Genomic DNA, 12,736 nt, shown 5'->3' on the forward strand with positions numbered 1-12,736 from the left:
GGGAGACTACTTACTTCTCTTTGACCTCTCGCGTCTTTTGATTTCTGCCGCGATGTTTCCTGCAGGCCACGGCGTCCAGGACTCCGCCCGGTAGAACGAAGATGAGCGGCCAGTAGCAGCATCGGTCTGCCGCTTTGAGGTGATAATCCAGTCGAGTATGCGAAGCTCTCGCAGTCGCTTCTGCCAGTCTTCCTGGTATTGCTTCATGGAGGCAACGGTGCCCAGAAGATCCGAGGGAACCCAGTCGCCGTCAAAGGCTTTGAGTAGTTCTCCGATCCTCTTGTGCGTCTCTTCATGGTTCGCTGCAGACCTGATTTCGTCAGCGTACTTATCATATGTTGCGAAGTGCGCCTTCTTTCCGGCGTTGCAGTCCTGGCAAAGCGGTTGCAGATTGCTGGCATCGTCACTTCCGCCCCACTCAACTGGGACCTTGTGGTCCACATCGAGCAGCACGTGGTGATCCAGTGGAGTCTTTCCGCACTGGGCGCAGCGTTGAGGAGACAGGATCTGGGCTCGCACCCGACTACTGATTGGTTTTCGGATTCCTGTCGTGCCGGACTGCTTCAGCCCCGTCAAGAGGTAGCAATAGTCACGGCCTCTGCGGATGGTCTTGATGTGAAAGAATCCGCGCAGATCCCTTACTCTGCGGTCGGTCTGAGAGGGGGCTTCCCCTTGCTCGGCGGCCACGGAGGCGCGGATTTCGCGCATGGTCGGCGGGTTGGGCATGCGCTCGTAGAGCAGGACGTAGAGCTTCTCGTGCAGCGCGGAAAGACCAAAGGTCCTAAGCTGATCGGAGCCGGGCGCCGGTAAGGCGAGTTCGGGCTCTGTGGCATGCACATGATTGGAGCTGTCGTCAATCACCAAGTCTCATTTCCTGGTTGGGGTGACAACGATAGGTGACTCTGCGTGCGTAGAGTCGACTGCCCTGAAGTGAAGGCAGGGTGCTTGCTTGGATGCTGGGTTGAGGGCGGGGATGAGCGCTGCCGCCATGATCACCTTGGTCGGATCGATACTGCCGCGTGTCATAAGGCCTGTGGGATCGCCAAGATCAGGGTCGACCACTGGATAGAGGAGCACGGCTCCGCGTCGCGGCTGATGAACTCAGAAGCGAAGGGGTCATCCTCGCTCAATGGGTGGAGGCCGGCAATGCGTTCGGCGGACTGGTGGTGAGACACGCCAGAGATGCGGTTGAAAACGCCGCGTCCGTCGGGTACGCGGTCGGCTCCACCCGCTGCCCCGGCGAACGGATCTCCACCAGCTCCGCGTTGAACATCCTGTTGCCAGCGGACGGCTTGATCCAGGACAGGTGCTGGGGCACCAGCGACGGAATCTGAGCAGGAGTCACCTGCAGTTTGCCGTCGACCAGTTCAGCGATCCAGGCCGATGCGAGGGCGATATCAGCTGAAGGAATCGACTCCCTCTGGCCCAGTCGGGAATCGGCTCGGGCCGACGTCTTCCGCTTCATCGCGGTGCACTGCAACCGCCGACAGCTGCACTCCACGCCCGGCTGCCGAAACCCGCACGAAGTACCTCAAGTAGAGTCACGACATCGCCCTCGCAGCGCAGAGATCGCGTGTCCACTCCGCTGGGGGAGCTTCACCGGGTGGAAACACCACACTTGAAGGAATCGCCACACATGAGCGACAACCGCACCATCACCAACCCTGCCGGGCTGCACGACCCCACCCCGTTCGGTTACAGCCATGCCGCTTCCGCGCCCGGCGAGCTGGTGTTCATCGGTGGGCAGTACGCCTCCGACGACACCGGTCAGGTCGTGCCCGGTGACTTTGCCGCACAGGTCGAGCGGTCCTTCGGCAACCTGCGCATCGCGCTCGCCGGTGTCGGTCTTGGCTTCGAGCATGTCGTACGGCTCGGCACGTACATCGTCGACCATGACCTGGAGAAGCTGGAGATCCTCGGCAAGGCGCTGCACGGCGCCTGGGCCGACCGGCTGCCCGCCCAGACGCTCAGTGGGGTCGCTTCGCTCGCGCTGCCCGGGATGCTCTTCGAGATCGACGCTGTCGCGGTCCGTCCGGCCGAGGAACCCGAAAGCTAGGAGCGTGGGTCGGTAACGGGCAACCGCTTTGCCGGGCTTGGTCCGCAGCTTGCGGGCCATGCGTTCCTTGAGCTGCCCGCACGCGTGTCTCACACTTCGCGGCTGTTCAGCGGAGCGAAGCCTGAGCGGTTCCTACGGAGTTGATGGCTTCGGACCCCTTACGGCTTTGCCGATTTCGGATGGCCAAGCGGGCCTGTATCGGGCAACGAAGTCGGCGAAGTCCTCGCACAGGTACTTCGGATCAGACGGCTTCAGCCGTATCTGCTGGTGACCCGTGTGCACGCACCAGATCTCGAAGTCGGTCACAGTCCCCTCGACAGGCCAGTCCTCGATTCGGCGACGAGGCAGAAGCACGACGTCGACGAACCCTTCGACACTGAGGCCGATGTCCACGAAGACACCGATCACCCCGGGCTTGGGCACCCGGACGACTGTGCCCGTGACGACCTGGCCGAAGCGCAGCTCACCTTGAACTCGCTCCCACTCCGCCTCCGTCACCATTCACGCATCCTCGCACGAGCACCGGCCTGGACAGGAGGGCTCGGTGCGAGCGAACCGGGGCGGGGTGGTACCCGGGGCTACGTCAAAAGGAGGCAACGGGACGGGGCCGCGGTCTGTGCGGGGCGTCGCGGCTGGGATCGGTGTCCCGGGCACCCGAGCCGTCGCCCGGCGCGCCTCCGGCGGACCGCGTTCCTCGGGCCTCGGAGCCCCTCAGACCTCGCCCGCCGTACTCCGTACGTAACCGAGCCCCGGGCGGTCGTTCAGCAGGAGTTCTTCTCCGGTGGGGACGAACCCCGTGCGGGTCAGGACCGTGCGCGAGGCCGTGTTGTCGAGCGCGGCCGCTGCGCGCACTGAGGTCAGGCCGTACTCCGTGGCGGCAAGGGTGCAGATCTGGCGGACGGTGGCCGTGGCCAGGCCCCGGTGGGTGGCCTTTTCGGCTATACGGAAGCCCAGTTCGGCGCAGCCGTCCGCGACGTCCACCAGGTTGAACCGGCCCAGGATCTCGCCGTCAGTGTCCACCAGGACGTGGAAGTGGCAGATACCCGCCGCCTGTTCGGCGAGCAATGCGGCGAGCCGGGCTTCGAAGTGGGCGAAGTAGTCGTCGCCGCGGTCCGGTACCGATGCGGCGAAGAAGGCGCGGTTCTCCTGCTCGAACGCGAGCAGGGCCGGGGCGTGATCGGCGCGGAGGCGCTGGAGTTCGGGCATGGGGCAAGGGTACGGGGGGCCGGGTACGGGGGCTGGGGCCGGTGACCTGCCGTGGCGGGAAGGGACGTGGACCTGCGATCGGGGGCCCTGCCGTGGCCGGGCCCCTGATCGACCGGGGCCGTCACTCCGTCCCGTGGCACTCCCGGTACGCCCGTCCCGATCCGCACCAGCAGGGTGCGCTGCGGGCCGGGGGCCAGGGGACCGCTCGGCCGCGGGCGGCGAGGGTGGTGGCGTACTGGGGGAGGAGGTCCGGGTCGGCCGGGGACGTGGCTTCCGAGGCGGCGAAGGCCTCGTACGACGGGACCGTGCCCGTCACGATGCCGAGGTTCGGGGTGCCGGCCTGGTGGAGGTCCCGGAGTGCGGCTTCCAGGCGGGCCAGGTGGTCGGCGTGGGAGGGGTACTCGCCGCGCAGGACCGGGTACGCGCCCAGGAGTTCGTCGAGTTCGGTGGCCGGCCAGTGCAGCACCGCCACCGGGAACGGGCGGGACAGCGCGGTGCGGTACGTGCCCAGTTCGGCGCGGAGGCGGGTGATCTCGGCCCGGAGCTCGCCCGGGTCCGAGGAGCCGAGCGCCCACAGGCGCTTCGGGTCGTGCAGCTCGTCCAGCGGGACGGAGGCCGCGTGGACGGTGTCGGCCAGCTCGTCCCAGACGTCGTGCTCGACGCCCATCAGCCTTCGCACACGGTGGCGGCCGATCAGCAGCGACTGCGTGGCGTACGGGACCTCCTCGCCCGGCGTGAGGAGGAGCGTCAGCGCGGTCGTGAAGCAGTCGTGGGCCGCCTCCAGCTCGTCGTGCGATTCGAGGGTCTCGGCCGCGATCTCCCAGGGCGCCGGGTCGAGCGGGCCCGCGGCACGGATGCCGTCGATGATCGCGCGGGCCTCGGCCTCGTGGCCGTACTCCCACAGGTTGGCCGCGTTCAGGGCCTTGACCAGGTGCGGGTGGTCGAGGTCGGGGGAGCCGAGCAGTTCGTCGTAGAGGGTGGTGGCGCGGGCGCGGTCACCGGCGAGCTCCAGATGGGCCGCGGCCTGGAGGAGCAGCGGCTCGCGGTCCTCGGGGTACTGCGCCGCGGTGCGCAGCAGGCGCTCGGCTTCGGTGGTGTGGTCAGCAGGCGTGTCGGGGCGCATGAACCACACCGTACTGCTGTACGGCACCTGGACGGAGGGTTGTTCCGGCCCTGGAGAGTTACGGCACATGGCCCTATCGTGCGGGCCGTGCGGGAGCGGATACCGGTCGTGGTGCAGCGGAACTCGCGAGGGCGTCGGGTCGCCGCGCGCGGGTTGTGGACGGGCGCCGAGGTGGTGGTGACCCTGGGCGTCGTCCTGTTGTTGCTCGTTGTTCATCAGCTGTGGTGGACCAACCGGCAGGCCCGCGCCGACGCCCAGCACAAGGTGCAGGCCCTTCAGAGGGAGTGGGGGGAGCCGCAGGGGCAGCCACAGGAGCAGCCGCGACAGCCGCAGGGGGCGGAGGGCGGTACGGGGAGCAGTGGCGAGTTTGGACGTGGGCCTTCCGGCGGGCGTTCGTCCGGGGGCCGCACCGCACCCCCCGCGCCCCGCTGGGATCAGGCGTACGCCGTCATCCGTATCCCGCGGCTCGGGCTCACCGCCCCCGTCGCCCAGGGCATCAGCAAACGGGGCGTCCTCGACAAGGGGTACGTCGGGCACTACCCACGCACCGCACAGCCCGGCCGGGCCGGGAACTTCGCGCTCGCCGGGCACCGCAACACGCACGGCGAGCCCTTCCGGTACATCAACCGGCTGCGGCGCGGGGACCGGATCGATGTCGAGACCCGGGACGCCGTCTACACGTACACCGTCGACCGGACGCTCGGGCAGACCAGCGCCCGTGACAGCGGTGTCATCGCGGCCGTCCCGCGCAGCAATGCGAAGCCGTACGCCGGGTACAGCACGGCCGGTTCCTATGTGACGCTCACTACGTGCACGCCCGAATTCACCTCCCGTTACCGGCTTGTCGTATGGGGGAAGCTGACGGGGGTCCGGGCGCGGTAGCGGATTCGCACTAAGGTTCCCTGACGTGCTCAGACGACGTCCGCAGTTGTTGTGGTTGCTGGTCCCCTACGTCCTGTACCTGGGGGCGCTGCCGTTCGTGAACCGGGTCCGTCCCGTGGTTCTCGGACTGCCGTTCCTCTTCGTATGGCTGCTCGGGGCGACCCTGCTGACACCCGTCGCCGTATGGCTGACCCGACGGGGGGACCGCCGGTGAACGCCGCAGTCGCGACCTCCGTCTTCGGGGTCTTCATGGTCATCACCGTCGCCCTCGGGCTGCTCGCGATGCGCGGGCGGCGGAGAGGAAGCGGAGACGGTGGCGGGCTCGCGGAGTGGTCCGTGGGCGGGCGCAGCCTCGGGACCGTGTTCATCTGGGTGCTGATGGCCGGCGAGGGCTACACCAGCTTCAGCTACCTGGGCGCCGCGGGATGGGGCTACAACTACGGGGCGCCCGTGCTCTACGTGGTGGCGTACATGTCCTGCGGTTACGCCCTCGGCTATGTCGTCGGGCCGATGCTCTGGGCGTACGCACGCAAGCACGGACTCGTCGGGATCACCGACATGGTGGCGCACCGCTTCGGACGGCCCTGGCTCGGTGCGCTGGTCGCCGTCCTCGCGACCGTCTTCCTGCTGCCGTACATCCAGCTCCAGATCACCGGCATGGGCGTGGTCGTATCGACCATCTCCTACGGTGCCATCAGCCTGAACTGGGCGTACTTCATAGCCTTCGCCGTCACCACCGGCTTCGTCGTGGTGAGCGGGCTGCGCGGCAGCGCGTGGGTGTCCGTCCTCAAGGACATCCTCGTGATCGCCACGCTCGGCTTCCTCGCCCTCTACGTACCGATCCACTACTTCGACGGCTACGGGCCCTTCCTCGACCGGCTCGTCACCGAGAAGAGTCAGTGGCTGACCTTCCCCGGGCACGGGGACAGCGGGCTCGGGCAGGCATGGTTCATCACCACCTCGTTCCTCAACTCCCTCACCGTGGTGATCTTCCCGACGACCGTCGCCGGCTATCTCGGCGCGAAGAACGCCGACGTACTGCGCCGCAACGCGATGTGGCTGCCCGCCTACAACGTGCTGCTCTTCGTGCCGATGCTGCTCGGCATGGCCGCTCTCTTCGTCGTGCCGGGGCTCGTCGGCGCCGAGTCCAACCTGGCGCTCTTCAAGCTTGTCGTGGACTCGCTGCCGGCCTGGGCGGTCGGCGTCATCGGTGTGGCGGCGGCTCTGTCGTCGATCGTGCCGATGGCCGTCTTCATGCTGGTCATCGGCACGATGTGGGGGCGCAGTGTGCTGTCGCTCGTGCCGCGGTGGGAGCGGCGGCAGAAGGGCGCCGCCCAGACCGTCGTGGTGGCCGCGGGTGTGATCGCGCTCGTGCTCACGTACACCGCGCCGAACACCCTCGTACGGCTCTCCCTCATCTCGTACGAGGGGATGGCGCAGCTGCTCCCCATGGTGCTGCTGGGGCTGATGTGGCGGCGGCTGACCCTGCTCGGGGCGATGAGCGGGCTGGTCGTCGGCGTGGGCGTGGTGTGCGGGTTCGTGTTCACGGAGAACGATCCGGTGTGGGGGGTGAACGCGGGCATCGTGGCGCTCGGCGCCAACCTCGTCGTCGTGCTCGCCGTGACGTACGCGGGCCCGCGCGAGCACGACGACCGGCCGGACAGCGAGGTGCTCGCGCGCGACGAGATCGAGACCCCGGAGGAGGACGCGGAGCTCAGCGGCGTTCCCGCAGGAACAGGACGCTGACCGTCGCCGGCAGGGCCCGGGGACGTCGAGATGCGGCCGGGCGACGGACTCGATCCGGACCCTGCCGATCCGGTCAGCCGCGCCCTGCTCGCGCCGCACCGACTGCTGCGGCCGCTGGAGACCGATCGCGCCTAGCGCGGACAGGTGTGCCGGACCCATCGTGTATAACGGCTGGAGAGCCGAACGCACACCTGCGCGAAAAGCGTGGCTGAGTGAGCCCGGCCGTCAGGCCGCGAAGGGGAAGAAGGGAGGGGCCGATGAGTGGTGACGTGAACCGTCTGCGCGGTGGCCTCGCCCGGCTGCTCCGCCCCCTGGGACTGCTGCTCTTCCTCGTCACCGAAGTCGTCCTCGCCGAAGGCGGCAGCCTCTCCGCCGCCGTCGCGCTCGCCGCCACGGCGGCCGCCGGCTCCGCGCTCGTCGCCGCCTCGGTCATCAGCGCCCGCTGCGCCGCCCCCATGCCCCGCACCCGGGTCCGTACGGCCATACGCGACCGGGAGAAACGCACCGCGTTCCTGCCGCAGCGAGACCCGGACGCCAAGGGGCGCAGGCGCCCCCGAGCCCCCGGCCGTGCCCTCCCGACGGCCGCGTAGGGGCTCGCACTCACACCAGTAGTAGGCACCCCTCGCGGTTCGTCATGCCGAGTTCGCTCTTCTTCCCGGCAAGACGAGACCCCCGGAGGGCTCACCCATGTCCGTCATCATGTCCGCATTCGCCGCCCTGGTCGGCGCGCTGGCCGATGTGCTGCACCCGCTCTTCCAGAGCGCGTCCGCCGCCGCCGCGATCGTGCTGTTCACGGCGCTCGTGCGGCTCGCCGTGCACCCCCTGTCGCGGGCCGCGGCGCGCGGACAGAAAGCCCGCACCAGGCTCCAGCCGCAGATCGCCGAGCTGCGCAAGAAACACGGCAAGAACCCCGAGCGCATGCAGAAGGCGCTCATGGAACTGCACAAGGCGGAGAACGTCTCGCCGCTCTCCGGCTGCCTGCCGAGCCTTCTGCAGATGCCCGCCTTCTTCCTCCTCTACCACCTCTTCTCCAGCCGGACGATCGACGGCCACCCCAACGAGCTGCTCGGCCACCAGCTCTTCGGCGCCCCGCTCGGCGAGCGCTGGCAGGACGCGCTCGCGCACGGCGGGCTGTTCGGGGCGCAGGGCATGGTCTACCTCGGCCTGTTCGCGATCGTCGCCGTCGTGGCCACCTTCAACTTCCGGCGTACGAAGCAGCAGATGGCCGCCAACCCCGTCACCCCGACCACCGGGCCCGACGGACAGCCGGTCCCGGGCATGGGCGCGATGACGAAGCTGATGCCCCTGATGTCCTTCGCCACCCTCTTCACCGTGTCCGTCGTACCGCTCGCCGCCGCGCTGTACGTCGTCACGAGCACCACCTGGACCGCGATCGAGCGGGCCGTCCTCTACCGCGACATGCCGGCCGCCGGCACCGCCATGGCCACCGCGGCGTGATCGGGGCGGCCAGTGCGCCGGTCCAGTGTGTGAACAGGGTCTTGCGGAGTGATCGGATGTCTTGGACGATCGGACAAGCCTGCGATGGCCGCCACCCATCCGGCGGGCCCGATCTCGACCAAGGGGAGAAAGACCGTTGAAGCTGCTTCGTGTGGGTACGGCAGGCGCGGAACGACCGGCACTGCTGGACGAGGACGGAACCCTGCGTGACCTGTCGGGAATCGTCACCGACATCGACAGCACGCTGCTCGCCGACGAGTCCGCGCTCGCCCGGGTACGGGCCGCCGCGGCCGCGCCCGGCGAGCTGCCCGAGCTCGACGCCGAGGGGCTGCGGGTCGGGCCGCCGCTCGCCCGGATCGGCAAGATCGTGTGCATCGGGCTGAACTACCACGACCACGCCGCCGAGACCGGTGCGGAGATTCCCGCCGAGCCGATCCTGTTCTTCAAGGCGCCGGACACCGTCGTCGGACCCGACGACACGGTGCTGGTGCCGCGCGGCAGCGTCAAGACCGACTGGGAGGTGGAGCTCGCGGTCGTCATCGGGCGCACCGCTCGCTACCTGGAGTCCGCCGAGGAGGGGCTCGCACATGTCGCCGGATACGCGACGGCGCACGACGTCTCCGAACGCGAGTTCCAGATCGAGCGCGGCGGAACCTGGGACAAGGGCAAGAACTGCGAGACGTTCAACCCGCTGGGGCCGTGGCTGGTGACGGTGGACGAGATCGCCGACCCGCAGGCGCTGTCGCTGAAGCTCTGGGTCAACGGTGAGCTGAAGCAGGACGGCACGACGGCCGACCAGATCTTCCCCGTGGGTGAGGTGGTCCGATACCTCAGCCACTTCATGACCCTGTACCCGGGCGATGTGATCAACACCGGAACGCCGGCGGGGGTCGCGCTGGGGCACCCCGAACCCAAGCCGTATCTGAGGGCGGGAGATGTCGTGGAGCTGGAGGTCGCGGGGCTGGGGCGGCAGCGGCAGGAACTGAAGGGTGCCTAGCAGGAAGACGGTGCGCCTGGGGCGGTTCGATTCGGAGGGTGTCTACTCCCACCGAGCGCGAGAAGGCCCTGCTGCCGCAGTTGCGGACGGTTAACGCCGCTCGGCCTCGGCCGACGCGAGGTTGAGCACGGTGCGAGAGCTGTCAACGGCCTTCTTGCTGCGGCCGAGTCGGCGCAGCTGGAGCCACCCGCCGGAAAGATCCGCGCTGACGCCCTGGTCGAGGGGATCCCGAAGCGGGTCTGGCAGAAGGTCCGCCCGGGCCGGAGCCAAGGGCCTAGGACTGGGCCCTGGCCGCCGTCGCCGCCGCCATCTCCTCGTCTGCCGTAACCGCCGCACCGGCGGTGCCGGCGCCTGCTGAGGGCGAGGGCGATGCCGCCGACGGTTGTACCAGGTGCCGCCGGCTCCGGACCTGGTCGGGCGGGGACAGCACTGCGTCCCGCCGCCCGACGACGGCGGGACGCACGCCCAAGCCCCGTTTTCCGACAGTGTCACGCCGGCGGGGGCCTTCCCTGCTCGGCGGACCTCGGTGGGTTCCGGTGGAGCGGCCTACTGGTACTGCGTGGTGACGCTCACGCCGCTGAAGTCCTGCTGTCCGGCGGCGAGGCTGAAGTAGACCCAGCCGGACGGCGGGTTGTCGATGGTCAGCGTCTCGTTGTTACCGGCGTTGGTGGACTTCGCCTGGTACGAGGTGGTGGTGGCCCAGCCGGTGCCGTTGTAGTACAGGTCGGCGTTGCCGGTGCCGCCGGTGCTGGTGATGGTCAGGTGCTGGACGCCTGCCGGCAGGTACAGGAAGTGGCTGCTGTAGTTGCCGGTGGTGGCCGCGAGTTTGTCCCGGCGGCAGTTCTTGTCGAATTGGCGCGGGTCTGCGTTGGTGCAGAGCGGGGTGGACGGGGCCTCCGGCAGGGGGCCGCAGTTGTCAGTCGCGCAGGTGGTCGTCAGCCAGGTGGCGAAGTCGGCGTCGTACCTGGTGCCGATGGTCTGCTTCAGGAAGGTGCGGGCACCGCTCCAGTCACCGGTGCGGTACTTGCCGAGCACGGTCTCGATGTCCGCGGGGTGCGCCTGCAGCATGTAGCGGACCGCCAGGAAGCCCCACCGGTAGACCCGGGTCGAGTTGACGTCGGAGTCCTCGTCCTGGCCGTAGACGGTGTCGAACAACTCGCTGAGCTTGTAGGTCTTCCTACCGGCCTCGGCGATCGCGTCGGCGTTGCGCTCCTGGCGGTAGCCGTACGAGATGTTCTCGGCGATGCCCTCGACCCACCAGATGGTCGGCGTGGTCTGGCCGGCGGCGAAGTCGCCGTGCATGTTGTAGCGGCCGTCGAGGTAGTGGGTGTACTCGTGGTTGAGGTTCCAGATCTCGAACTTGGGGCGCAGCCAGGACGCCTCGTGGGCGATGAAGCGGGCCTGGTTGCCCGGCTTGGCCGGGTCGCCCTCCTCGTACATGCCGCCGTTGTCGACGTCGATGTCGTAGATGGCCCAGGCGTACAGCGAGTACTGGGTGTAGTCGTCGAAGACGACGACCTCCAGGTTGGTGTTCACGTCACCGGGGATCGCGCCCTTGTCACCGATCACGCGGTGGAAGTAGGCGTCCTGGTTGATCAGGCTGGTGCAGGTGGTGGCCAGCTGCCCGGGGGACATGTCCTGGGCGCGGATCTTCAGGCCCGGGGTGCAGGTGTGCTGGACCGGCAGGACCACCGGGAGTACGCGGCTGCCCAGGTCGCAGATGCCGTAGGCCGCGCAGTTGCCCTTGTCGTACTGACGTGTGGCCCAGCCCAGGTTCATGGTGATCGGGGCGGTGGGGCCGACGTTCGGGTAGCGGTTGATCAGGTCCTTCAGCAGCGGCCGGACCCGGTCCTTGAGCTCGGGAACGTCGAGGGCGTAACCGAGGAAGCGGCCGACATTGCTGATGACGTCCAAGCGGTTCAGCTGCGCTTCGTTGCGGGTGATGAAGTCGGCCCAGGTGTTGAGGATCGCAGGGTCGGCCTTGAGCGCGGCCCGCCAGCCCCGGCCGTCGTTCTTGGTATCGAAGCCGTTCTCGACGACGCGCTCGGCGTTCTCGAGGGAGAGGGTCATCCGGCTCGGCCAGGTGGCGTCGTAGTTGGCGAGCAGCCACTTGACGACGCCGGCGTACCGGCCGGCCTCGTGGGTGCTGTCGATCAGCGTGACGACCTCGTTGAGCGTGTCGCCGTTGGCGTCGGTGACGTCCTTGCTGCGCGGGGCGGCGAAGAAGGCGTCCAGCGCGCCGCGGCCCGAGGCCTGCAGCGCCGTGCCGTAGTCACCGACGACGTCCTGGTGGTTGTCCTGCACGTAGTAGCCGGCGCGCAGGAACATCACCAACTGGCCCACGGAGGTGCTGTTGTCGCCCGGGTAGGTGGCGGAGGCGTCGCGCAGCGCGTTGGCGACGGTCACCATCTGGGGCTCGCGGAACGTCTTCCCGGCGTCGGTGCCGGTGAGGTTGAACAGCGGGTAGGTGCAAGTGACCCCGGGGAGGGCCTTGAGCTGCTGAATCAGCGCGCTGCCCGTGGCGTTGATCACTCCGGACAGGTCGCCGCATTCGTTCCCGCCGGCGGCGGCCGACTGCTTGCCGGCCTTGACGGGCTCGGCGGTCGGGGCGGCCGCCGGGCCGGACTCTTCGATGGAGTCCTGTGAGGAGATCTTGAAACCGGAGCCGTCGGTCGTGGCGTCGGGCGACCTGGGGACCGGGATCGACCGCGGCGCCGAGGCCGCGGGTCCGGCAGCGTTGGCGCCAACCTTGGTCACGGCGCCGACGGGGGTGGCCTGGCTCTGCGGCGTGAGCAGGCCGAGCGCGACGAAGAGAGCGGCGCCGAGCGCAGAAAGCCTGCGCGCGTTGGCCGTTGATATCCGGGAGGGGCGCATCTGAGGGGCCTCCGGGGCCTTCGTGGCCGCACGTTGGGCATGCGGGCATTCGATATGTGACATGTAAAATGGCACATGTCGCATCGCGCGGGAAGATCCCGGACCGGATTGCCGTCCGTCGCAAACCGAAAGGTTGTCAGATCGGCGGCCCCGGAAGGCCGTCGCGCGCCCACTCGCCCGTCCCGGCCGTCGCTCGCTCGAACTCGCTGGGCTCCCTGATCGCTGTGGAATACGGCTCCGGCCAGGTGTGCTGCGCCGACCCCGCACTTCTCCGCGTGCACGTCGGCCTGCTCTTCACGTACGCCCAGAACCGCCTCGCCCATGTCGAGCAGTCGGCCTGACATGCCATCAGGCCGACCGCCGGCCGATACCGATACATGCCGCGAGCCCGAAC

Annotated in this window: 14 protein-coding genes and 1 pseudogene; 9 read left to right on the forward strand and 6 right to left on the reverse strand. The window is 68.6% G+C overall.

Translation table 11 applies throughout. The features are described 5' to 3' along the window. Positions 1–6: 6 nt before the first annotated feature. Together NRF20_RS28860 and NRF20_RS28865 are read right to left on the reverse strand one after the other, a co-directional pair. A complete protein-coding gene (locus NRF20_RS28860) occupies positions 7–861 on the reverse strand; it encodes an HNH endonuclease (RefSeq protein ID WP_413754619.1) in 855 nt (284 codons plus the stop codon). Positions 862–1,126: 265 nt separating this feature from the next. After that, positions 1,127–1,465: a hypothetical protein gene (locus NRF20_RS28865; RefSeq protein ID WP_413753566.1), complete on the reverse strand. Its 339-nt coding sequence runs from the start codon at positions 1,463–1,465 to the stop codon at positions 1,127–1,129. Between the two features lie 171 nt (positions 1,466–1,636). Between NRF20_RS28865 and NRF20_RS28870 the strand changes: the two genes are divergently transcribed. Then, positions 1,637–2,056 (forward strand): RidA family protein, encoded by a 420-nt coding sequence (locus NRF20_RS28870; RefSeq protein ID WP_413753567.1) that lies wholly within the window; start codon positions 1,637–1,639, stop codon positions 2,054–2,056. 132 nt (positions 2,057–2,188) lie between these two features. Here NRF20_RS28870 and NRF20_RS28875 read toward each other — a convergent pair whose 3' ends face one another. From NRF20_RS28875 to NRF20_RS28885, 3 genes are all read right to left on the reverse strand, one after another. Beyond that, positions 2,189–2,557 (reverse strand): S1 RNA-binding domain-containing protein, encoded by a 369-nt coding sequence (locus NRF20_RS28875; protein WP_398628923.1) that lies wholly within the window; start codon positions 2,555–2,557, stop codon positions 2,189–2,191. Positions 2,558–2,767: 210 nt separating this feature from the next. Further along, on the reverse strand, positions 2,768–3,262 hold the full coding sequence (locus NRF20_RS28880; protein ID WP_398628922.1) for a GNAT family N-acetyltransferase: 495 nt from the start codon (positions 3,260–3,262) through the stop codon (positions 2,768–2,770). A 121-nt stretch (positions 3,263–3,383) separates the two neighbouring features. Continuing rightward, positions 3,384–4,385, reverse strand: coding sequence for an SEC-C metal-binding domain-containing protein (locus tag NRF20_RS28885; RefSeq protein ID WP_413753568.1), 1,002 nt, complete (start codon positions 4,383–4,385; stop codon positions 3,384–3,386). A gap of 87 nt (positions 4,386–4,472) precedes the next feature. Between NRF20_RS28885 and NRF20_RS28890 the strand changes: the two genes are divergently transcribed. From NRF20_RS28890 to NRF20_RS28920, 7 genes and pseudogenes are all read left to right on the forward strand, one after another. Further along, positions 4,473–5,267: a class E sortase gene (locus NRF20_RS28890; protein WP_413753569.1), complete on the forward strand. Its 795-nt coding sequence runs from the start codon at positions 4,473–4,475 to the stop codon at positions 5,265–5,267. Between the two features lie 55 nt (positions 5,268–5,322). Continuing rightward, positions 5,323–5,481 (forward strand): DUF3311 domain-containing protein, encoded by a 159-nt coding sequence (locus NRF20_RS28895; protein WP_078852680.1) that lies wholly within the window; start codon positions 5,323–5,325, stop codon positions 5,479–5,481. Continuing rightward, positions 5,478–7,013, forward strand: a complete 1,536-nt coding sequence (locus tag NRF20_RS28900; RefSeq protein ID WP_413753570.1) for a sodium:solute symporter family protein — start codon at positions 5,478–5,480, stop codon at positions 7,011–7,013. Before NRF20_RS28895 ends, NRF20_RS28900 begins: the two co-directional genes overlap by 4 nt. A 21-nt stretch (positions 7,014–7,034) precedes the next feature. After that, positions 7,035–7,148, forward strand: a pseudogene (locus NRF20_RS28905) (transcriptional regulator); the annotation flags it as partial. A gap of 122 nt (positions 7,149–7,270) precedes the next feature. Continuing rightward, entirely contained in the window at positions 7,271–7,603 is a 333-nt protein-coding gene (locus tag NRF20_RS28910; protein WP_413753571.1) for a DUF6412 domain-containing protein, read from the forward strand. 97 nt (positions 7,604–7,700) lie between these two features. Further along, positions 7,701–8,471 (forward strand): YidC/Oxa1 family membrane protein insertase, encoded by a 771-nt coding sequence (locus tag NRF20_RS28915; RefSeq protein ID WP_398628918.1) that lies wholly within the window; start codon positions 7,701–7,703, stop codon positions 8,469–8,471. A gap of 136 nt (positions 8,472–8,607) precedes the next feature. Next, positions 8,608–9,468 (forward strand): fumarylacetoacetate hydrolase family protein, encoded by an 861-nt coding sequence (locus NRF20_RS28920; protein WP_413753572.1) that lies wholly within the window; start codon positions 8,608–8,610, stop codon positions 9,466–9,468. A 546-nt stretch (positions 9,469–10,014) separates the two neighbouring features. Here the strand turns inward: NRF20_RS28920 and NRF20_RS28925 are convergent. Next, positions 10,015–12,405, reverse strand: coding sequence for a collagenase (locus tag NRF20_RS28925; protein ID WP_413753573.1), 2,391 nt, complete (start codon positions 12,403–12,405; stop codon positions 10,015–10,017). A 5-nt stretch (positions 12,406–12,410) separates the two neighbouring features. On the opposite strand from NRF20_RS28925, the gene NRF20_RS28930 reads away from it, so the two are divergent. After that, positions 12,411–12,683 carry a hypothetical protein gene (locus NRF20_RS28930; protein ID WP_413753574.1) on the forward strand — a complete coding sequence of 91 codons (273 nt, stop codon included), beginning with the start codon at positions 12,411–12,413 and terminating at the stop codon, positions 12,681–12,683. Positions 12,684–12,736 lie beyond the last annotated feature (53 nt).

Origin of the sequence: Streptomyces sp. R-74717, from assembly GCF_047305335.1 — a bacterium.
GTDB classification, from domain to species: Bacteria; Actinomycetota; Actinomycetes; order Streptomycetales; family Streptomycetaceae; genus Streptomyces; species Streptomyces atratus.

Bases quoted from the DNA above. Each gene is read 5' to 3' on its own strand.
- NRF20_RS28865 (WP_413753566.1), bottom strand. From the start codon at position 1,465: ATGAAGCGGAAGACGTCGGCCCGAGCCGATTCCCGACTGGGCCAGAGG.
- NRF20_RS28870 (WP_413753567.1), top strand. From the start codon at position 1,637: ATGAGCGACAACCGCACCATCACCAACCCTGCCGGGCTGCACGACCCC.
- NRF20_RS28875 (WP_398628923.1), bottom strand. From the start codon at position 2,557: ATGGTGACGGAGGCGGAGTGGGAGCGAGTTCAAGGTGAGCTGCGCTTC.
- NRF20_RS28880 (WP_398628922.1), bottom strand. From the start codon at position 3,262: ATGCCCGAACTCCAGCGCCTCCGCGCCGATCACGCCCCGGCCCTGCTC.
- NRF20_RS28885 (WP_413753568.1), bottom strand. From the start codon at position 4,385: ATGCGCCCCGACACGCCTGCTGACCACACCACCGAAGCCGAGCGCCTG.
- NRF20_RS28910 (WP_413753571.1), top strand. From the start codon at position 7,271: ATGAGTGGTGACGTGAACCGTCTGCGCGGTGGCCTCGCCCGGCTGCTC.
- NRF20_RS28915 (WP_398628918.1), top strand. From the start codon at position 7,701: ATGTCCGTCATCATGTCCGCATTCGCCGCCCTGGTCGGCGCGCTGGCC.
- NRF20_RS28925 (WP_413753573.1), bottom strand. From the start codon at position 12,405: ATGTCACATATCGAATGCCCGCATGCCCAACGTGCGGCCACGAAGGCC.
- NRF20_RS28930 (WP_413753574.1), top strand. From the start codon at position 12,411: ATGGCACATGTCGCATCGCGCGGGAAGATCCCGGACCGGATTGCCGTC.